This window comes from Paraburkholderia sp. BR10936 (assembly GCF_040965735.1).
GTDB classification, from domain to species: Bacteria; Pseudomonadota; Gammaproteobacteria; order Burkholderiales; family Burkholderiaceae; genus Paraburkholderia; species Paraburkholderia nodosa_A.
In genome coordinates this window covers 1-20942 of record NZ_JBFRCM010000043.1, presented here as the reverse complement: position 1 = coordinate 20942, position 20942 = coordinate 1, and the positions used below count along the sequence as shown (strand labels likewise).

General features: G+C 57.6%; 20 protein-coding genes. 3 read left to right on the top strand and 17 right to left on the bottom strand.

What is annotated here, in order from left to right; translation table 11 throughout:
* Nucleotides 1-271 precede the first annotated feature (271 nt).
* From AB4Y36_RS39820 to AB4Y36_RS39755, 14 genes are all read right to left on the bottom strand, one after another.
* Nucleotides 272-2644, bottom strand: a complete 2373-nt coding sequence (locus AB4Y36_RS39820; RefSeq protein WP_368685885.1) for a hypothetical protein — start codon at nucleotides 2642-2644, stop codon at nucleotides 272-274.
* A gap of 1 nt (nucleotide 2645) precedes the next feature.
* Nucleotides 2646-3923 (bottom strand): hypothetical protein, encoded by a 1278-nt coding sequence (locus AB4Y36_RS39815; protein WP_368685884.1) that lies wholly within the window; start codon nucleotides 3921-3923, stop codon nucleotides 2646-2648.
* A 653-nt stretch (nucleotides 3924-4576) separates the two neighbouring features.
* Nucleotides 4577-6295, bottom strand: coding sequence for a DUF4236 domain-containing protein (locus tag AB4Y36_RS39810; RefSeq protein WP_368685883.1), 1719 nt, complete (start codon nucleotides 6293-6295; stop codon nucleotides 4577-4579).
* 108 nt (nucleotides 6296-6403) lie between these two features.
* Nucleotides 6404-7258, bottom strand: a complete 855-nt coding sequence (locus tag AB4Y36_RS39805; RefSeq protein ID WP_368685882.1) for an HNH endonuclease — start codon at nucleotides 7256-7258, stop codon at nucleotides 6404-6406.
* Complete coding sequence (locus AB4Y36_RS39800; RefSeq protein ID WP_368685881.1) at nucleotides 7255-7905, bottom strand: flagellar motor protein MotB; 651 nt, start codon at nucleotides 7903-7905, stop codon at nucleotides 7255-7257. The genes AB4Y36_RS39805 and AB4Y36_RS39800 overlap by 4 nt, the downstream gene beginning before the upstream one ends.
* 44 nt (nucleotides 7906-7949) lie before the next feature.
* Entirely contained in the window at nucleotides 7950-9257 is a 1308-nt protein-coding gene (locus AB4Y36_RS39795) for a hypothetical protein (protein WP_368685880.1), read from the bottom strand.
* A gap of 306 nt (nucleotides 9258-9563) precedes the next feature.
* A complete protein-coding gene (locus tag AB4Y36_RS39790; protein WP_368685879.1) occupies nucleotides 9564-10076 on the bottom strand; it encodes a hypothetical protein in 513 nt (170 codons plus the stop codon).
* 473 nt (nucleotides 10077-10549) lie between these two features.
* Nucleotides 10550-11104, bottom strand: a complete 555-nt coding sequence (locus AB4Y36_RS39785) for a hypothetical protein (protein ID WP_368685878.1) — start codon at nucleotides 11102-11104, stop codon at nucleotides 10550-10552.
* A 612-nt stretch (nucleotides 11105-11716) separates the two neighbouring features.
* Nucleotides 11717-12058, bottom strand: coding sequence for a DUF429 domain-containing protein (locus AB4Y36_RS39780; protein ID WP_368685877.1), 342 nt, complete (start codon nucleotides 12056-12058; stop codon nucleotides 11717-11719).
* 230 nt (nucleotides 12059-12288) lie between these two features.
* Nucleotides 12289-13095, bottom strand: coding sequence for an H-NS family nucleoid-associated regulatory protein (locus AB4Y36_RS39775; protein ID WP_368685876.1), 807 nt, complete (start codon nucleotides 13093-13095; stop codon nucleotides 12289-12291).
* A complete protein-coding gene (locus AB4Y36_RS39770) occupies nucleotides 13082-13426 on the bottom strand; it encodes a hypothetical protein (protein WP_368685875.1) in 345 nt (114 codons plus the stop codon). Before AB4Y36_RS39770 ends, AB4Y36_RS39775 begins: the two co-directional genes overlap by 14 nt.
* Before the next feature lie 37 nt (nucleotides 13427-13463).
* A complete protein-coding gene (locus AB4Y36_RS39765) occupies nucleotides 13464-14699 on the bottom strand; it encodes a hypothetical protein (protein ID WP_368685874.1) in 1236 nt (411 codons plus the stop codon).
* A 761-nt stretch (nucleotides 14700-15460) separates the two neighbouring features.
* A complete protein-coding gene (locus AB4Y36_RS39760; protein WP_368685873.1) occupies nucleotides 15461-15670 on the bottom strand; it encodes a hypothetical protein in 210 nt (69 codons plus the stop codon).
* Between the two features lie 38 nt (nucleotides 15671-15708).
* A complete protein-coding gene (locus AB4Y36_RS39755) occupies nucleotides 15709-16524 on the bottom strand; it encodes a class I SAM-dependent methyltransferase (RefSeq protein WP_368685872.1) in 816 nt (271 codons plus the stop codon).
* 370 nt (nucleotides 16525-16894) lie between these two features.
* On the opposite strand from AB4Y36_RS39755, the gene AB4Y36_RS39750 reads away from it, so the two are divergent.
* Nucleotides 16895-17146 carry a hypothetical protein gene (locus AB4Y36_RS39750; RefSeq protein ID WP_368685871.1) on the top strand — a complete coding sequence of 84 codons (252 nt, stop codon included), beginning with the start codon at nucleotides 16895-16897 and terminating at the stop codon, nucleotides 17144-17146.
* A 380-nt stretch (nucleotides 17147-17526) separates the two neighbouring features.
* Complete coding sequence (locus AB4Y36_RS39745) at nucleotides 17527-17766, top strand: XRE family transcriptional regulator (RefSeq protein WP_368685870.1); 240 nt, start codon at nucleotides 17527-17529, stop codon at nucleotides 17764-17766.
* A gap of 210 nt (nucleotides 17767-17976) precedes the next feature.
* Here the strand turns inward: AB4Y36_RS39745 and AB4Y36_RS39740 are convergent, their stop codons facing one another.
* A complete protein-coding gene (locus AB4Y36_RS39740; protein WP_368685886.1) occupies nucleotides 17977-18423 on the bottom strand; it encodes an Rrf2 family transcriptional regulator in 447 nt (148 codons plus the stop codon).
* A 145-nt stretch (nucleotides 18424-18568) separates the two neighbouring features.
* On the opposite strand from AB4Y36_RS39740, the gene AB4Y36_RS39735 reads away from it, so the two are divergent.
* Nucleotides 18569-19474: an NAD(P)/FAD-dependent oxidoreductase gene (locus AB4Y36_RS39735; protein WP_368685869.1), complete on the top strand. Its 906-nt coding sequence runs from the start codon at nucleotides 18569-18571 to the stop codon at nucleotides 19472-19474.
* On the opposite strand, the gene AB4Y36_RS39730 is transcribed toward AB4Y36_RS39735, so the two are convergent.
* Both AB4Y36_RS39730 and AB4Y36_RS39725 read right to left on the bottom strand, forming a co-directional pair.
* A complete protein-coding gene (locus tag AB4Y36_RS39730) occupies nucleotides 19454-19825 on the bottom strand; it encodes a hypothetical protein (RefSeq protein ID WP_368685868.1) in 372 nt (123 codons plus the stop codon). The two genes, AB4Y36_RS39735 and AB4Y36_RS39730, sit on opposite strands and share 21 nt — an antisense overlap.
* A gap of 184 nt (nucleotides 19826-20009) precedes the next feature.
* A complete protein-coding gene (locus tag AB4Y36_RS39725; RefSeq protein ID WP_368685867.1) occupies nucleotides 20010-20693 on the bottom strand; it encodes an SOS response-associated peptidase in 684 nt (227 codons plus the stop codon).
* Nucleotides 20694-20942 lie beyond the last annotated feature (249 nt).

The following is a 20942-nucleotide window of genomic DNA, read 5'->3' as shown; positions in this document are numbered from 1 at the left end:
GTCGGCCCTTGCGGTTCGATGGTCGCGCATTCCGTGTGTCCAAAGTAGTCCCCACCACTTGAAGTAACGGACATCACTTTGGACACCGGCTTCAACTCTGTCCATGCGGCCACGAAATGACGCTTACACTTTACACACAACCATGCGCGCGTCAGTAAAGGAAACGCGGGGAACAAGTAACAAGTTGACGTGAGGAAGTGTGGCATCGATGTCCCCGTTAGCGGCGTATCTCTAAGTCTATTTTTCTTGGTTCTGAGCACAGCGTGTCACATCAGGCGCCCTTTGCCAAATTTTCTTGTTCGCTCGCTTCACTGACTCCCGTCCAATCAGCTTCGTCGTAACCGCAGCGAAGCCAGCTTATCTTTGCCAGCGCTCTCAACCACGAGCGGCCACTGCCCTTGCCTGCCTCCAAAAGCACACTGCGTTCGTGGTGCGGGCAGAGACGAAGCTTCCCCGTCGCCATCGCGAGCAAGAACTCCGGCGCAGCGTCGCCGATTGGATGCGACGCCAGCTGAATCCACTTTGCCATAAGCCGCGCCATATCATTGCTGGCCCCGGGATGTGAACGATAGTCCAACTCGGAGGGATAGGCGGCCCGCAGCATCGCGGCTTGAATGACGCCATCGTTATATCGAGTGAAGTTTTCGGGGTCCAACAGCGCCTGCTGGAACAGGCTCTTACCCAACGTCGTCGCGGGCGTCTTACTGTTTGCCGCACGAGTTGCCTCAAGTAGCGTAGCCATGGTGAGCAGGACGGCAGCGCCAAGGTGGTCACCGGATATCTTGTCGCTCCCGGTCCAAAGAGCGAATCCGCTCGATAACTTTGGAGCTGCGCCTGCCAGCGTAGGCAAGAAGACTCTGTCACCTGCCAATGACACTCCACCCTCTAGGTCCGAAGCACGCTCTTCAAGCGATGGTGGCACGTGGAGACGTTGCTCCCTCACATCCTCAATAAGCTGCCTGAGAAGCTCCAGTTCCGCCTGCCAGTTGAGTGCTTGCTCTAGCCGACCAACGGGAAAAGCATGTTGACAAAGGAACGTGTATGAGACGCTCGCATCGGACCTGGAAAGGTCCTGCTTCAATTGATTCAACTGCGCTTCCGATTCGGGCAGCGCCACATAGCTCAAGAAAAGACGTGGCCCGGACTTTTGAATCGTGCGCAAAAGTGCCGCAATTTGCTTGAACACAAAGCCGCTGCCAACAACGGGACAGATGACAATGAATCCGCGCGTTTCCAGCTGAAACTGCTGCACTTTCGACGTTGCGAGCAAATCATCGCTGGAGAGCACAACCGCATCCGTCCCCGGATACTGATTGAGTTCAATCGCCGCGGCGTCCGCGACAGCCTTGGCATCGACTGTAATCTCCCGAGATGCAGAACCGCCGGCCGCAGGATACACGACGGCCACCGGACCGGGGAAGGCATAGTTTTTCAGCCAGTCCTTCAGCAGCGAAACTTTGCCCGCCGGTGCCGTAGCGATGGCCTTCTGTGTCAATCCTCCGTCGAAAGTGATGGACCAACGACTCGCGCCGTCGAACTTCACTTGCCCTGCCGAGAGTCGATTTTTCTGCGCAAGCTCAGCCAACGCGCTACGAGTGTTCTCGGAAAGCGCCTTGTACACGAGGCGAACCAATCGAGGTTTCGCGTACCGGCTCAAGAAGCGCTCGCCCGAAATTTGAATACTTTCGTCTCCCAGCGGCAAAGACTTCGCGGCGGGAACGAACTCACTGCGCATCTCATTCAGCGCGGGCACGCCCGAAAGCTTCGCTGGGAGTTCATACAGTACGCCGCTTCCGTCCACGGCTGTAGCTCCCTCCTCAGCTTTAAGTCTGATGAGCGTATGGACGTGAATCGCTGCAGGACTTAAGCGCTCACGTACTTTCGCCTCCAGGCTACCCGACGTCGAAGCCGAAATGAGCACGAAGGCCGCTCGCCCGAGCGGCGTCCAGTTATCGAGACCCTCGTAGGATTTGAAGCTTTCGATAATGTATTCGGTGTCGTTGCGCCCTTCGCAGCGATGAAGCTGTGTCAGCTTCTCTGCTAGCGGCCAGATACCCATCGTGTCGATGTAGAGACTCGTCCGGGCGCGTTGGCTCGGCTTCTGGCTCACCCACCAGTCATGGAACGGCTTGAGAAGGGCAAGTGCCAGCAGTTCAATCGTCGCGGTGCTCTGCAGCAGGGACTCCGCTCGAATAAAGTGGCTGGCGTACCGCCCAGAGAGCTTCTCGAACCAGAAGTTCGGCGGCGCTGGTACGACGATGTCGCCATTGCGGACGTCCTGTCCGATACGCTCAGCGACGGCCTTCCGGTAGCACCCAGTGAGGTCGACGTCCGCCTTTGCACCGTCCTTCGTCACTTCAAGCACCTGCCCGGCGCTGTTGTAGCCAGCGAACCGCAACGTGCTATGCCGAGTTAGCCGCTCTAGTCCGTCGACCCGCTCGCCGCGCGCGTTCTGCTCCAGAAACTCCGAGACCTTTGCTTGCTCCCCGATGACTATGATTTCGGGCTCAACGATGTGAGTATTTGCCCAGCCAATAAACAGCGCCTCAATTTCCGCGCTGTCGAGAGTTCTGCTGCCCAGAAACAAAATCAGCGTCGAATATGGGCCGGGGAACGCTTTTGATGAAACCGAAAATGCTTCCATGTTAGCTCTTCACCGGCAACAGAATCGAATACGATGTCCCTTCAGCGATGGCACATTCACGCTCGCTCCACGGGCGCAAAAAGAAGTTGACGTCGCTTCCCTCGAAAAACACGTGTGTACCGTCTTTCAGGTAAACATAGTCATCTTCACGATGAGCCTTTGACGCCTGTGACGCGACGTTGCGAATCGCCGACTCGGTCCCGAAGAGATAAGCGAGCCTTCCAGTGCGCAGACGCATGAATCCGTTTCGCTCACGCAAAATGCGAGCAATGGAGAAGAGACCCACCCCGCGGTTGGCATCGTTAGACGACGTCCGCCATTTTTTGAAGCATTCCGCAATAGCGCGGCTCTCCGCCGCAATATCATTGACCTCCAGAGGGTCCTGACCGGGCTGCCAATCCTCTTTTGACGAAAGCCAACGCCTTGCGAGACCTGGCCCTGAATCTACGACAGACATCTCGATAAACATCCGCTGTGGCCGGTCACCTTGTGCCCTCTTTGAGCTCTCCCCAAGGAATTGGGCCAGATAGGCTTGGAGGTGACTGTTAGCGCCGGCAAACACCGCTTGACTGTCGTGGTCAAGCTTGACCAAGCGGAATGTAACGGCTCGAACTCCGTTGTGATACAGGCCACCGTTCACATCAGTGCGAGCCCACCAGTCTGCGTTCTCCATCAGCTCACGCACAAGGCTTGCCAATGGGCCAGCGATTTCGCGCAGCTGCTGGCCGTTCCACTGTGGGGCGAGCTGGCTCAAGATGTCTTGCACAACCAGCCGAATTTCAGGGTATGGCCGCATGACATTCCGCCCATCCACCTGGGCGTAGAGCGAACGCACATATTCGCGCTGCGCGCGCTGCACACAGATTAGGTTAGCCCTCAACTCTGCTGTTTCATGCGTGTTCATGAAGTCGTACGACTCCATCGCATCCAGATACGAATTGAAGTGAGCAGCGACGTTCCGCTCAATCCTGGCGCCAGCCGAATCTTCCGCCGCGCGCGCCATCACCCAAGCCACAAGCACATGCGGGTTGCCAAATGACTTCCGCAACACTTCATTGAGGTGTTCGCTGGAAACTGACAGGTCCATGAACCGCGAAACAAGTTGTTCACCAACTTTGCGCGCTACCGTGACTATGTACTGGAGCGTCATCGCCTCGACGCAAAATGGTGACGGTCTCGGAGGCGTTGTGACGAGCTGCAGCGTCTGACTCGTGTCACGCTGGAGGGCGAAGAGGCGCTCCTCCAGCGTTTCCAGTGATATGTCTTTGGTCAGGTCCATGTCGTTGAACTGCTGGCAAAATGTACGGTCATGAGGTATGTCATCTTACTAGGTGCCGGCTAGTCGCGCAGCGCCAGGAATACCGCCGGCAGATGAGTTCTTGAACCCGCGCTCTGACGCTAGGCGGTCTTGAGCATCGTTGAGGGGGACGTTGGCCTGCCGCATGAGACCAGTGGCGCCGCAACGCAGTTGCTCAAGCTAAGCGACAGAAAGGATGTTGCTCACGGCGGCAGCTCTTCGGTCACCTGCACTCCAATGCGCCGACTCAACGGAATCTGCCGTGACAAGGATAAGCCATGCGCTCATCGAGTGGCGCTGCCTGAACCGGATTCACCATCTTGAGCGAGCGAACAGGCACACGTCGGCTCCGGCCCGGAGTGTAGCAAGGAGGCGTACGGGATACCCACTCGCGGACATGGATGTTCAAACGCTCTGAAGAGCCGACGTGAGCAGGCGGTACCGGCGTAGTACCCCGCAAATGAGATTGCTCTCTACGACCTCATCCCTCAGAAGCCGGCGTACGTGCACATTCTGTCGGGCGCCGGTTAGCTCGGGAACTGGGCCAATAGCGCACCCGGTTGCTCATTGCTAATAGCTCTCGGCGGCACCCCTGACTTGCACCGGTCGTCCGAGCTGTCCGACGCTACAGTCAATCATTCACTCTGTGCGTTGCCAGTATCAGCGATTCGCTGAAGCGCCGTCTTCTGGTCGGCGTACCACTTCGACAAGCAATCGCGGTCATGGCAAGTCTGCTCGCGGTAGTTCCATTCCGCGCGGGTACGTTCCTTGAAGGCAACTTGGTCGGCTGCCGCGGCCTTTGCCTTCGCATAGATTGACGCCAGTTTCACGTCATCGGCCGCCAGTTCGGCATCCGAGCAAATCAAATGCTCAGCATCAGAGCGCGCCTTGCTGCAATCAAAGCTGGTCTGAAGGGTTGGCGTCGCGGGCGCGCTCGAAGGCGTCGCGACAGAGCCGGGGCTCGACAGCGCCTCGTTTGCTTTCAGCCAATCTGCCAGCGGCGTCGACTCCAGAGGAAGGTCTTTCCAAGTCACAACCTTCGAGGCTGACTTGCCTGTCGACGCATCGGCAGTTTCCCTGAACACAATGTCGCCCTTACCCGTAGCCGCGTTGATGGCGAACGCCGCGTTGTCTGATACGCACTCGTGAGGCTTGCAACCCTCTCCCATGATGTAGCCGTCTTTCTCGTAGATACCGCTGGCGCTGCTAACAGTGATGCGGTCCACGAACTTCTTCCAGTCGGCGCGTGAGACGTGGCTGAACGCTGCACGGAAGCGCTTGTCCCCAACCACGTCATGGGGCGACTTCCCGAGAAGCCAGCCGAAGTCGGAATGCTGAGCGTCTCCTTGCGTCGCCGCCGTCACACTGGCCGCCGAGGCAGCAGCCAGCTCGGTACCAGACGACGCCACGGCATCTTGATGGACGCCGTGGCTGCTCTGATACACAGCGAACATCGCGAGGACAATAGTGACAGCTCCAAAGCCAGCCGCTTTCGTTCCGACGAAGTCGTCGGTCACTGCAAGAGTCGGACGCGGCGAAATCTCCGTTGCGAGCAATGAATCAAACCGCGCGTTGGCCGCTTCGAGCGACTCGTTGGCCGCTGCACTCTTCTTTTTGAACGACTTGAGACTGTGCCAACCATACCCGAATGCGACGACGAGGAAGACGAGGCCGATTGGAATGCTGCCCATCAAGATGAAAAGTGAGGTCAGAAGGCCGATTGCGAGGGGCCCGACGAAATTCGGCGACTTTGGCCATGACGCAACAGCATTTGCGAGGAAAATCGCCTCGTTGGCAAGCTGTCCGTGCTCACCGAGGTGCGCTGTGCATTTCCCTTCAATTTCGTACACCGCCAGCATTGCCTTTTCTTTCTCAGCTAGCGATATCGAACCAATGTCGACGGCAAGTTTTATGGCCTTTGTAGTCGCTTCGAACTCGCGGCCGAGTGTCTCAAGGAACGCTTGATGCTCCTCAAGCAATACTGCTTCAGACAAGTCATCGCGCCGAACGTAGACGCCATGCGAGAAGAAGTACTGCAGGAGCGCGTCAGTGGTGCGTGACTGAACCTGTGCGACGAAATCACGCGCGGCCTGCTCCCGCTTTGAAAGTTGCGTGGTGCTTGCCGAGTCGAAGCGGCTGCTACCTGCAACGACAGACCGAACCGGATTCGCTGTTCGCCTCGCGTTGACGTTATGCGTGTAGCGGATGCCAGTGCCCGGAATGCTGGCAGTGACCCGACCGCGAGTGTTGTACGTTAGCCCTTTGCCACCAATAGACGTACTGATACCGTTCTTGCTCAAGTTCACGCGAATGCCAGGTGCAATCTTAATACTCTTTCTGAAGCCCCATCCCATTTGTGCTCCCCTTGTTATCTCGATTTGCCGTGTTCGTGCGTCGAGTGCCGGTCCAGAGTTCGAGATGGTAGGCGCTCATCACGCGAGCCGAACCCAACGGCAAACGCATCAGGTTCGCCTACGGTAACGCTCCGAAAACTCTCGGTAGTCCGGCAAGCTCTTCATGTGAGCATGCATCGGCTCTTCCGCGTGGCAACCGATGCATAGAACCTCCAAGTTCTCGTCGCTGTTGTCATGCTTCTGGCCGTTCTGATGATGCACGTGAAGAAACTTGGCCTCGCCCCCAGGCAAGACAATGTCGCATTTCTCGCACTTATAGCCGCGAATGCTACGGGTTCTGGCAGAAACCTCAGGCCAGTTGTCGGTGTATGTGTTCAGCGGGGCTGTATCTGACGAATGCTTCGGTGTAACTGCTAGCAGTGCCTTCGGGTACGTTGTAAAGAACTCCGAGAGCTTGAACTCCCCAACAATCGAGAGTCGGCTCGGGCGAGCCATTTGCATGTCGAAGCCCTTCCAGCGGATGTGCGCCAAGCAATTCTGGCAGACGTCCAACCGAACCGGTTCGGATTTAATGCCGCTGTCCAAGACGTTGACGTGAAAGAAACCCGAGTCCGATATAGCAACCACATAGCGCTCTGACCGATGGTTCCTGTACATGGTCTCAAGCGTTCGGCAGTGCGCGAAATGGTACTTGGGCATGCTACCCCGAGCCCCGATGGACGGCACGTCTCTGATGTACACCAAAACGCGGTAGCCCTTATACGCTAGGGTGCCGTCATCCAAGACCTGAATCTGGTCAGCGGTGACGTCGATGCCCTTGCCCTGTAGCCTGTCAATCACGGGCAAATCAATCTCGGTCACTACATGCTGAGCACCAAATCTCGCAACCAAGGGTGCGCCCATCTTGTGCCGCAACCCGTTAAACGTGGACCAGCCCAAGAAGTCCGGTAGCTTGAAGGTCATTTTTGTAACCTCTCGGCAATTTGGTCCATCTTGTCGCTCGCATTTGTGACGATGCGGAACTCAACGCGTTGGTTCGCGAGTTGTGCTGCGGCCGAATGCGCTTCCTGTGATATGGGATGCGACGACGACAACCCGTTGGCCGTCACGTGCTGAATCAACCACGTCTCCTGCGGCTGCACTTTTTGCATCGAAAGCAGATATTCGAGCGTGCTACGGGTGCGAGCCTGCGACAGCTCCATATTCTTGAAATACGCGGTTCGCGCATCCGTTGTACCGGTCCAAGCTGCACTCGTATGCCCCTCAATCCGGATTTCCTTGACAGCATCCTTAAACTGCGGGGACGTCAGCAATGCCACGTAGCGCGGGAAGAACTGCCCTAACACCTCTTTAAACCGGGGGCGAAGCTCCGACGACCCGGTTGCGAACAGTACCGTGGGGTCATTGAACCTGATGGTCATGTCGCCAAGGATTTCGGCGTTCCACTGCTTGAGGTCCTTCTCGAACTCCTTCTGCAGCGCGAGCTGCATATCTTTCTTCGTGGTCTCGTACTCCTTGACGACCAGCGTCGTCGTCTTTTCGACGCGAAGCATGAACGCTGCCGTCAAAAGCATGAAGACCAGCATCAGGCCAGTCATCAGGTCGGCCATCGGTATCCAGTGCGACTGATTGCTTTCCGATTCCACTCGTCACCTCACGCCGTGCCAGCAATGCGAACGACCTCGCGAAGGCGGTCGGTAAGTGGCGTATAGTCCGCCACGAACTTTTCGGAGAGAGATGCCAGTTGGCGGCCAAGCGACTCGAGGCTCTTATTGAGTTCTTCCTGCAAGCCCTTGTCGAGGGCGACGACGCTTTGACGCACTGCCTCCATCGAACGCGTCAAGCCGTCGTTCACCTCAGTCTGCGACTTGCGCAGCGTATCGGTGAGAAGCTGCTTCATTTCCGACGACGAGGCCTGCATTTGGGTGCCGAGGTTCTTCACAACGTCCGACACATCCGACTGTACCTTGGCGACGCCTTGCTTCATCGACTCCGTCATCTCATCCACCTTGCGCGAGAATTGGGGCGTCACGTCCTTCATCTGTAGCAGCACCTCAGCCATCGAGCGTTGCGACTGGTCAATCTGCTGATGTTGCTGTGCAAGGCCACGCAGCGTCGTTTCGAGAGCAGCCGCGGTGGCGGCAAAGCCGCCGGCCCTGTCAATGAAGACTCCAAGGCCCGCCGACGCATTGCGCAAGTCCTCGGCCGACTCCTTTTGGAGCGTTTGGAGTTTGTCCAGCTCTTCCTTGTACTGCTGCTGCCAAACGACCAGCTTCTCGACCGCAACGTTGAGGTGGCGGAAATTTTCGCCAAACTGCTCGCTAATTTTCGTGTTGAAATCTCTAATGACTTCCTTCAGTGCCTCAATGAGCGCCTTCGAACCATCTTCGGACATCCGCTGGGCGAATGTATCGAAAGACGTGCGCAGCGAGCGCAGTTCGTCGCCTTGCTCCTGGCGCATGAGTTTCAACTGGGTGAGGAGACTGCCTTCCTCGCTGCCGGACAAGGAACGCTGAAGAGCTTGCGTCGCCGCGACGACATCATCGAGCGTGGCCGACTTCGGCGCGCCCTCAGTTTGAGGAATTGGGTCCTTGTGCGTGTAGTGTCGGTACCGGAGGATAAGCGAACCTAGCACGCCGCTGACGGACGCCCAAAAAGCGGTTTTCACGCCCTCGAGAAGATGCGGCACACTGTCCGAGACATTTGTCGCGTCGAAATTCAGCAGCGCCAAGGCGATGCTGAAAAAGCATCCGAGGATACCAACGGTCGTGAGGACTTCAGGGCCGTGGGAAACGGAGAAGCGGTTGAATTTGTGAAAGCCGAAGTACCAGGTCAGGACGGCGTTCACCACGATAAAGAACAACGTTGGGCCATCGGTCAAGATTACAGAGGCCGACTCACTTGCATAGGCGCACGGCGCCAGCAGGATGCCCAGAAGGCAAATTGCGATTCTTATTTTCATTATTGATTGGTCTCAATGTGGTCTTGTTGTATGCTTTTTGCATATACCCTCGAGTAGAGGCCGACACCTGTCCCGCCATCGTACCCAGCAGGCGATGCGGTCCTCTTCCTTTTGTTTCTTACGGTGAGATTCTCTCAGAACTTGAGGGAATTGGGTCGCGGAACCTGCAAACGGCGAGGATGGACAGAGCATTCATCGACGACGCCGCGCATTGCAGCGCGTTGGGCCCCAATCCTCAGCCGGCGGCCAAGCTCACCTCTGAGGGAAAGAGGTCTCTACTTCTGCGTCGGGCGTGGCGAACGCCCCTTAAGCCGGAGCGGAGCTATTTCGGGTTGCATAGAAGACCGCGACGGTGAGGAGGATGAGCAAAATGTTGGCTGCGTAAACGGCGTACGATGACAAGTCAACCGCAGTCCGCTTCCGAGTTCCAGATTTCATACGCCACGACACCGCAGCTTCATCGTCTAGCTCAAAAAGAGTTTTCCCGTGAACAAGCTTGATAATGACAAGCAGGAAAGCTACGAAAATCGTTGCGTAGCCAAGAATCCACCATAGCCCACCCTGCCTCAGCTCATTAACGACGGAGAAGCTCGTCGCAAAGCAACTGACAAAGGTTGGGGCTAAACCAGCTAATTCGGCAGAAGCCTTATTCGATTTGACCATCACATCCAACAACGCTTCGCTGTTCGCATGACCGGTTCGAGTCAAGTCCCTTGCGACACTGTTTCTAAAGAAACGTTCATTGAGCGGAGATGCCGCCTCTACAAGAAGAGCTAGTCCCGGAGGCGTAATCGCGAGCACGAAATTAGCCGATTCCATCAATATCGCCTCATGGAATTTGATTTCTCGGTTGATGCACTAGGCTAGCCCGCTTGCACAATAATATCGAATGGTATAGATGGCGACGCTATCGGCATCCATACGGCCGCGGCCCCAAGTCGCTCAAGCAATCTGTTGAGTTGAAATGGAACACTTGCGACTGACTGGGCCCCGTTTCGTCTCACCGGGCAAACCGCTGTCCGCAATGAGCCGCTTGGAATGCGCATCACCTGCTCATCCCACGAGTCGATTGGCGGCGTCTTAGCGAACTCAACGTGACGGGTTCCATTGGGCAACGAGCTAAAAACGTGAATGTCACGGGGAAGCGTTGAGATGTTCTCGACTGTTACGACGTGTTCTGCATGGGGCGTACTGCGAGTGATAGTTTTTACGGGCCCAGATTGGTCTCTAATTTCCATACTTACATAAAACAAACCGGCTACGAAACGGGGTTTCACAGTAGGTCTCCCGCGCTAGTGTGCAGTGGCTCCGTCGGCCAACATGTCGGTTAATGCCGCCATGACCATGCCCGGCGAGGCGACGCCGACCAGCGGTGTCGTGAGAATAATCCCGTGGGCAATGACCGACTGAAAATCTGCCCACATCCATGGCGGGATACTGATGCCAATGTTCGGTGATTCGGGCGTTATATCGACCTCGGCGGTGTTGGCCCATGCGACGACCTTTCCGCCGGGCACCATAAATTCTGCACGAAAAGCCTCGAATCCAGGACGCTTCGAGAACACGGCAAGACGGGCGGCCAGACTAGCCGTTCGATGCGTCTCCTTCGTGTCACCATATGCAATGAGGATGCGGTCTGGCGCATTCTCTCCCAGTGCCCGCTCCGCTTCACCCACCACCTCGGTGAACTCAGACAATGCTAGTCTGGCAGCCCAAAAGATGGTCATCTCCGAATTTGGTGCATCCTCTTCGCTCACATGGGCGCCAATTTGCACTCCGCCCACGCGAGTGGAAAGCCAGCGGTCGCTGGTCCCGCTCCCATTATCGCGCTTCGCTTCGTTGGCCATGACCGGCTCCCAGGTTGCGCCAACCCACAACAGTGTATTTTCGCGGCGCACCCGGTTAATGTGCACACGCCCACAGACAGCACCACACCAGCCCGCTAAACGCACAAACCGTGCCGAAACCCCATCTTGCAGCCAGCTCATGTGAAGCCATGATGTAAGAATTCATGACAGGGATATGGCATATGCTCGGTAAATCTTAGACAAAAAAAGGGTTTGTGCGAGACTTTCCGACTCCTATGAAGAGTTGCTGAGCGACTCTCCGGCTCCACGTGGCGGGACGGGCCCGACGGTTCGACCAGATTCAAGCTCGCTTTTAACGGTGGCCAGCGACGGAATGAGCACAGTCCTTTGGATGGACGTTGGCATACTTGTCATCGTCTCGTGCTCCACCGCCACAAGAAGGTAGAAACGAGAGCGTGCGGTAGCGGGTCCCGAGGGCGCAACCCGAGGTATCCAATTCGCTCGTGAATGCTGTCCGCCAGTCAGCCGATGATGCCGCATTCGGGTACAACGATGTATCCGCCCACAGCGTCCCCGTAGGACTTTGTTGTCTCGGCTACCAAGCACCCGCAGTCCAGGCGCACAATGCGGCATCCACGTCGTCAATTGCCCTCAAGGGCGTCGGATTGACTCCAACGATTCGAGGAGCTTTCTGCGTTCGACGAGCTGCCTTTCGGCGCAGACATTTTCATTCCCGAACACTGAGCACGTGATGACATGCGGGAACGTCTCAATATTCATACCGTGGCCCGTGTACTCTTGGGAAGTTAAAAGCGGATAAACGGTGGCAAATGCACGATAGAGCTGCTCACCGCACAGCATCCAGTCGTAGAAGCGGCTAGGGCTGGACTTCGCGCGCTCTCGCGATGGCGTAGCAAAGAAGTGAATGTGCTGCCGTGCCAATTCCCGTTTAGCTTGGCGACTAACCTGCCTCTGCCAATCGAGACGGCACATCTATACCTACTGCCGTCACATCAAATTTCACGCACTCCTGCAGCATCTCCGACGGTGTCACTCCTCTCGCGTTGCTGAGGATGCTTGTATCCAGAAGGATGACCAAATGGCATCCTTTACTTGCACCGCCAACATCGATACCAGCAACTGTGCTTGCCTTCACGGCAGCCTCACCCACGAATGCTTGGCCGGGCGGGGGCAGTGTCCCCACAGCCCGACTTGGAGGTAGCTCAGGCTGCGGCAGGCGCGCTCGCTACCTCAATATGTGCCGGAGTAACGGCAACATCGACGGAGCCCTCAGATTTCGCCGTGCGCTTCGGCACACGTGCTTTTCTGGTGACAGGCGATTTGGCGGCAGCACCGTTCTTCTGAGCCGCCTTCCGCGCCGGCGCAGCCAGTTTCTCCGCTGCCGCTTTCTTGACTGCAACCTTCTTCGCCGCCGCCTTTTTGGCAGCAGCCTTCTTCGCCGTCGTCTTCAGAGCGGCCTTTGCGGGCGCAGCCTTCTTGGCCTTAGCCTTAGCCGTCGAAGCAGGTGCTGCAGCATCTGAAATCAGGAACTTCGTGCGGTCCTTCGCGTTCGCAATCCAAGCAGGTGCACGGCCACGACCGCTCCAAGTTGCACCAGTCTTAGGGTCCGCGTATAGCGCTGGCTGCGGGCCGCGAACATATCTTCCAGCCTTCGGCGTCTTTTGCGCAGTCGCAGCCGACTTCGGCGCAGCGCCAGTGGCCAAGAACTTACTGCGGTCCTTTACGCTCGCAATCCAGCCAGGCGCCCGCCCGCGGCCCGACCAAGTCGCACCCGTCTTGAGGTCAACGTACTTCGCGGCCGAGGTGCTCTGCTTTACTGCAGCTGTTGCCCCTGCCTTGCGACCACGGCGCTTTCCAACGTGCGCTTCGATATCTGAAACGCCGATACCGTGCTTTTCCATGAGGTCACGGATTTTGTCCAACACAACCGTCGACTTGCTCACAACGATTGCTTCAGCTTGAGCCTGAAGCTTCGCAATTTTTGCTTGGATGGATTCAAGCGTGGCCATAGTTCTCTCCTTTAAGAAGATATTTCGTTGCACTATGCCACATCACCAATCCGAGTTGTCGAAGTGTGCAGCGGCCTAGGCAAAAGATGGCCGTTTCAGGTCTGCAATTCCTTCCTCCGAGAACCAACCTGCGGACATCAAAGCGTTCGATGCCGCTTGGGCGCCGATAAGCGCTTGGCGCAGGAAGACCTTGGCACTCCTCGTCGACGCGGTTGCCCGAATTCTCATCGAATCCGAGAATTCTCAAACACGTCGAGAAGTCTTGAGAAGTCTGAAACCGAGGAACACAAACGGCCCAGCGAACCAGCACGGCGGCAAAGAAAGTCTTCATACGGGTGTCCTTTGCCCGCGAGGGAGGTCGTTAATAGCTATACCGTGACTGCTGCCAATCGAGGACGCATCACATTCACGAAGACGTTAGTGTTCCAGAGCAGCCAGACCATCTGCTCCTTCTCCTTGTCGACACCCTCCTTCGGCGTATATTCGACCGCCATCGAGCCTACAACCTTGTCGCTGCCGGCGGCGGTATCGCCGAAATTGAAGCGAACTGGCAGTGCCAGCTCACCTTCCAGCCCGTCCTGGTCTTCAAGCAACTCATGCATGAGTTCGCGGCCCTCAGGTCCGATGAAATTTACAAAGAGGCCTACCCGCCCATCTGCAACCCGGTATGCAACGAGGCCGTTCACCGGGCCAGGCAAGCTTAGGCGGACATAGTTGTTCCCCCCGAGGCGCGGTGCGGTCTGGTCCGGGTGGTCAAAACGAGCGACAGAGATGAAGTACTCCCAGAACTCCCGATTCTTCGCACGTGCTTCACTGCTTGCAGGCGCGGCAGTTCTGGGCTCATTGCTCGCAATCGGGTCTTCGCCCCGTTCCGGTACAGGGCGCTCGACTTGCTCGGCAGGGTGCTCCCTGCGGCCACTGATGAAAACCTCCCGCTTCACTAGTTCGGTCTGCACGGGCACATTGGGTACAAGTAGCGTGCGGCCGCTCGCATCCCCGAAGAGCCGAATTTCGAGCAGCGCCAGCCGGGCGAGGAGTCCGCCTTGATTGGCGAGAAGATTGCGCAGGGCATGCAGGTCGCTGCGGATGCCGTCGCCAGCGATGGCAAGCAGGAAATCGCCGCTGCGCAGCGACGCATTCACCGAATCGACGAAGCTCGCTTCATCAATGTCCGGATGAGCCGCGCTTACTGCCTTGAACATCGGATTCTCGCCAGGCAGACCGCGGGCCTGCTTGAGCTTGGCTTCGAGGTCAGAATAGGTCAGCCCGGACATCAGCGATGCATACTCGAATAGCTGCGCGATTACTTCGCGGCGCGCCCCCGGGTTTCGCCATAACTTGCACTCAATCAAAACGAGCCGGCCGGTCGGCGACACACCCAAAAGGTCGAGAAACACGTTGGACGCGCCGTGCCTAAGGGGAAACTCCCGGCACAGCGGGAGGAACGCTTCACCCTGGCCAAACATCTCTACCATCGGAATCAGGGATGCGTGCTGATACAGTTTTTCCTGCAGCCAGCTCTCATTGTGACCGCTGGAGAGGGAAACGCGTTGAAACGCTACGAGCCCGTCGTTGGCCCCGTGCTCCTCAAGGAAAACCGACATGCAATGTGCCCCTCAATGAATGAGTTACGAGAGCGCAGCAAATTCCTGCCGTCCGTTACTGCGCCGCGCTGGGATGCATCTGAACGGGATAGCCAGCTGCGATTGCCTTCACGATAGATGGCAGAGTGTAAAGTTGGACGGCCGCAGCGTCATCGACAACGGGAACGAGGTTCCCATATCCGCACGGCGTCCAGGCGCGCAGCGTGCCTCCGGCCCAAAGATGCGGTCTCCCCTCCCAAACTACGAGGACGCCTGCCGGCAGCATGTGGAGCGCACCGGACCAATCATTGCTGTTCCCGCGTGCCATTCGCTCCACGTGCAATGCGTTGTCGATGTCGGCGAGCCGCGTACTGGACGGGCGGTTATTGCCGCGTACCCAACAATCCTTGAACAACCCCAACTGAGTCTTCCGGCATTGACCGCAGGGTCGGTGCCCCGCACTCAGCGCCGTGGCCTCATCGAGGAAGAACAGCTCTGTGTACGAGCCGGGCTTCATCAACGGATACCGGCGAATGCCCTGGTATGACAGCAGGCACGTAATCCATTGCTTCCGCTCCCATGTACGACGCAGCTGTCGATGCTCGTCGTGGAGCACGCCGCGGTTACCCATCCAGACCGCCGAAGGACACGTTGGCTGAATCAGACCGGAGGGGTCTACACCGTTAGGAAGTGGCATGTCGTTGCTCTTGTTGGGGTCGTCTCTGCTCTCGCGGTGCCTCCCCGACTGCCGCGCACCGCTCAACGGCAATTTTACAAATTACTTAATGAACGTTCGATGTACCGCGATATTCGCCATCGTGGGCGATATGCACTGTGTCGCGCCGCCTGCACGGTGATAACTCGCCGGGGAACAAGTCAGGCGTCATGTTGGCAGGCCTTCCCCACTTCAGCCATTGGCGGGTATCGCCGGCACCAAGGGTTTGTTTAAATAACGGACCGTTACGAATCTTCCAGACCGCGTTGGACTTCATAACGAGGTCTGCTTGGACTTCCCGCAAACAATCTTGCACTAAGCCTTGAGTGCGGAAGCCAAGACGCAGCACATAGGAATCCGAAGTTCCCCGGCTGCGCTCCGATACGTCTCTGCGTCGTGCTCGACGGCGCGTTCAATCAATGCCAGCGCGACCGGCGTCTGCGCGTGAAGCATCGCGGCAAACCGGACGCCGCCACGCATGAGCGCGTGAAACGGCGTATCCGGTGCACTCAGCACCAGAGTCTGGTCCACCTCTCGCACCTCTGGTTGGACGAACCCGGCTTCGAGCAACGCGCGCCTCGATTCCCCCCAATTGCTGAACCGAAAGAAAGGCGGTCCCGGCGGAACTGGCACATCGGTCGTCCCGTGCTTCTCGATGGCCTTTAACACCATCCCGATACCGATGGCCTTGTCCGGCGTCGCGCTGACTGTAAAGGCAATTCTTCCGCCAGGTTGCAGCACGCGAAACGCCTCCGCGAGCGCACGCTCAGGATGCTGAAAATGCTCCATCCCGAAGCTGATTCCCACTGCGCCAAAGCTTTCGTCGGGAAATGGCACATCCTCCGCGTTGCCGATGCGGAATTCGAGTTCCGGAAAAACGCGCCTCGCCTTGTCGACCATCGCGACCGAGAAATCCACGCCGGCGACGTCCGCACCACGGCGCCTGGCTGCGGCAGCGAGGTAGCCAGGCCCGCATGCGACGTCGAGAAAGCGCATGCCACGCCCCACGCCAAGCGTCTCGAGCATCGCGCGGTTCAACTGGGCAGTCAAATCGCCGAAATACGTGTGATAGGCCTGCGCGACACGTTCCCAACCTTCGTGCTCGAATGCGCCGAAGTCGGCTGGTCCCATTTTTGCCTCCGCTCTTTCAACACCTTAGCGCGTTGGAGCGCAGGGCTTCATGTTCCTCGCAAGGAGGATGGCCGGCTATCGGGAAACAATCCAGGCTCGTGACTTCACGGGCCAGCAACTATGTGGTGCAGGGCACCAACAATCGTTGCCCAAAACCGCCGAACACGCGCTTTTGGGCTACTCTTGTTTTTGTCGACATGTCGCCAGGATACACGCACTGCCAGCTTTCGGGCGCTATGGTTAAAGTGATTTCTTAAGCTCTAGATGCGGCGCAGGAAATATGCGTCGTACATCGAGGGCGACCGGTCGTTGGCGTTTGCGCTATCTCAGCCACATGGGCTGCGCAAGTACCGGTGTACGGGAGCAGCAAATGAAAGATACAAAGGCGCAGTCACTGCGGTACCAAGTCGAAAAATGGCTCGCCCCGAGTACGGCAGCGCACGTAACCGCCTTCGGTCGTACGCGCTGGGGCAGAACCCGCTACGCGTGCGTGGAGACTTCGCTACCGACGGGGTCGCACGCCCTGTTCTTCTTCCTACATGACGACGGTTACTGGAACGTGTTTCCGCCCGTCGCGGACACGGCGCGACAGCGCGTGCAGCGCACTGGCACACACAGTTAAGCTTGCTCTGCCAGCTGGGTAGTTGGTCACTTTCCAGGCCGACACGCGTCCGGCTCGGCGCGCCGAATTCTTCTCCGCGACCCGGATGATATTCACCGCGCGACTGCTTGGCGGTCACCGCCTAGAGATGGGTCGCAGCCTCTACGGAATCACTTCTCCGATATGCATCGGACCGCCCGAGAAGTTTCCTTCTTACGCGAATGTGCAAATAGAAATTTACGCAAAGCTGTATTTCGTATATATCTATTTGTATGCCGAAGACTTCTCGTGCCCTTACACAATTGCCTGCCGCAACGACCGCTGCCCTTGAACAATTGGGGGTAGATTTAGCCGTTGCGCGATTACGCCGCAGTGAATCTCTAAAGACCTGGGCTAAACGCATGGGCATCACCGTCCCAACGCTGCAGCGCTTAGAAGCCGGCGACCCTTCGGTAGGCATCGGCATTGTGGCCACGGCGCTTTGGCTTATCCAGCGCGACGGCGAACTCGGCAACCTCGCATCGCCAGAACACGACAAAGGCGCCCTCGAGATGGATATTCGAGAAGCTATCGACCTTGGGCGGTCCCGCGCGCGGGCATCCGCCGAAGCCCGCTTGCACAAGACAACGTCGAAGAATTGATACCCGCGAATGTCCGACGCACAGTCAGCACATTGCCGTTTCCCGTAAGAACTGTCGCCGCTGATTGTGGATTTTTCGGTACAAGAACGGGACACTCGGTCTTGCGCGCGAAGCATTCGCTAACGCTTCACGCGCCTCTACAGCGCGCGGTCAAAGCAGGACGCATGGTATTCGGTGCAATCGTGCTCGACCGTCCGCACTCTTCTCGCATCAACGCTGCCGACCTCTTCGCCTTCCAGTCGATGTGGCGTTGAAGTCAGAGAGAAGCATTGCAATAGTGACGCTCTCAAACTTGGCTAGCAGTGCGCTTTCCGCTTCCCGGAGCGTCTCCGATAAGTGCGCGTTTACGGCCTGTTCAACCAGACATTCGGGGTGGTCTTCCGACACAAGGTCAGAGAACAATGGCGGCTCGCCCACCGCGCGATAAATATCGAGGAGCGTAATTTCACCGAGCGGCTTGGCCAAGACCCAGCCGCCACCGTGCCCCTTTTCCGACTGCACGTATCCGTTGTCCCGCAAACCCCCGAACATGCGCCGCACGACGACCGGGTTCGTCCCGAGCATTTCCGCCAGTGCATCTGACGTCAGGGGGCCATCCGCACGCTCCATATGAATCAGCGCGTGCAACGTGCGCGACATCCGGCTATCAACTCTCATCTCGGTCGACCTTTTCATGAAACTCGATAAGTTGCGAAAGAGGATAACATAGGGCTATTATGTAACTTCACGTGTTACGTGTGTGCATTGCCAAGGACTCCGACCTGTCGGCGCTCCTTGTCTAATCTCAGAATGGGAGGACCTCATGCAGTCGCAATTTGATGTCATCGTGGTTGGCGGCAGCTTCGCCGGGTTGTCTGCAGCCATGCAACTGGCACGGGCGAGGCGCCGCGTGCTTGTGGTCGACGGGAAAAACCCTCGCAACCGGTTCGCTGCCCACTCGCATGGCTTCTTCGGCCAGGACGGCAAAAGCCCGGCGGATATCGTCAGTGATGCCACGGCTCAGTTGGCCAAATATCCGACCGTTGAAATCGTGACGGCTGAAGCCAAGGCGGCCCAGCGCACCGACGAACAGTTTGTCGTCACGTTGAGCGACGGACGCTCCTTCAAGGGAAGCAGGTTAGTGCTCGCAACGGGCGTTCGGGATGAGCTACCTGCGTTACCTGGTCTCCAAGAGCGTTGGGGTATCAGTGTGCTCCACTGCCCGTACTGTCACGGCTATGAAGTTGCCGACCGGAAGCTCGGTGTCCTGGCAACGAACGCGCTATCAATCCATCAGGCGTTGCTGATTCCAGATTGGGGGCCAACGACGTTCTTCACACAGGGCATTATTGAAGAGAGTGCTGAGGACGCTGCCCTGCTCAAAGCTCGGAACGTGCTCATTGAGCGCAGCCCCGTGGTCGAGGTCTTGGGCGATGCACCGGACCTGACGGGATTACGTCTTGCCGATGGTCGAGTTGTTGCCATCGACGCCCTGTTCGTCGGCCCGCGCACTCACATGGCCAGTGGTCTTGCCGAGCAGCTCGGGTGTGACTTTGAAGAGGGGCCGATGGGTCCAGTAATTCGGGTCAATGGCTTGAAGCAGACGAGCGTTCCCGGAGTCTTTGCCGCAGGCGATACCGCCTCTGCCTGGGCAAATGCGTCGTTCGCCGCTGCAGCTGGAGTTGCCGCCGGCGTTGCTACTCACCGCTCACTCATCTTCGGCATCTAGACCCGACGGTCCCGAGTCATTGGAATGAGAAGTCGCCTCGGCGGCACTCGGAGGCCTTGACTGCGCAACAAAATCAGCAGCTTCAAGGACAACCCGGCAGCCGTTTTGCGGCAACGTCTTCTGCTTGATGGCTCGAGCGATTCGCGGGTGGTTAAGCTGGAATGCGAGCAGCATTTCCTGCTGGGTCTGATGCCGCGCGCCCAGTTGCTCACACGCCGCTTCGTAGGAAAGAGTGAACGCGTGGTACCCGAGGTTCAGTCCATATACAGAGAAGAGAACACCTGCATCGGGTGAAAAGACCGCTGGCGTAAACTGTAAGTCTCCGCCTCCTGCCGCGTTAGCTGTTGACATCATCAGTTTCCCCCGAGGTGCTCACCGTTGAATGCAAAACCGGGGCCGGACTCTTCCCAGCCTTGAGCGCATCATGCAGAACGCGAACTTGACTTCCATAGTAGCAAGCTTGCTGGCTCGCGTGCCGACCTTCGTGCTTGTGCTGCCATCTAACCCACGTGCGTCGCTCGTTCCCACCGCCTGTTCATTTGACACCCTCGTCCTCTGATGTAGTCGCTCGAGCCTTGGCCGCTCTCGGGAGAGCAGGACAAGCTTCTGCGTGCATCAACTCCGCTGGAAACAAGTTCAGAAATGACCGCGCCTCGTCCATTGAACGACTGGCGAGCCAGGCGTCGTAGTCCGATGGCCGCACAATGACCACAGAGCGCTTCTCGTCCCCGGGTTTGTGAAACCGATTCATGAGCGGATGCTCAGTTGAATTCACGGTGAGCATGCTGAACGATAGTGACTTGCCCGCCTCACCCTCATCCCACTCCCGCCAAAGACCGGCGATGCCGAAGGGCTCGCCTGACTCCATGCCGATGCGCCAACGCACAGCCTTACCTGACTCATAGTTCGGCTCGTAAAAGGCTTCGCATGGAACGAGACAGAGTTGCTGCCGTTTCCAGGCGCCGCTAAAGCTGCGCTTCTCTCCAACGGTCTCCGTGCGTGCATTCATCGTGTCGAAGACGCGGACACCCGGCGGGATGTGCTTGCGGGGGACCATCCCAAATGTGGCGACGTCCGCGCGCTCAATACCTTCTACGCTCCGGATAATCGGGGCGGGATAGTCCTTGTACACATCGTCGCGCCATGGGCTGTCGGGCGGCTCGACCCCAAAATGTTTAAACAATCTATCGCGTCTAGCCGATGCATAGTTTGTGCACATGGGACCTCCACTGGGCAATGGTCATCTTGCCTCCTGTCGGCAATTCCAGGATACTGTATATTCATACAGTGATTCTGACAGAAAATGGAGCCGTGTTGGGAGTACAAGTGGGCGGTCTGGAAGTAAGCGTCATTTCGTGGCCGCATGGACAGAGTTGAAGCCGGTGTCCAAAGTGATGTCCGTTACTTCAAGTGGTGGGGACTACTTTGGACACACGGAATGCGCGACCATCGAACCGCAAGGGCCGAC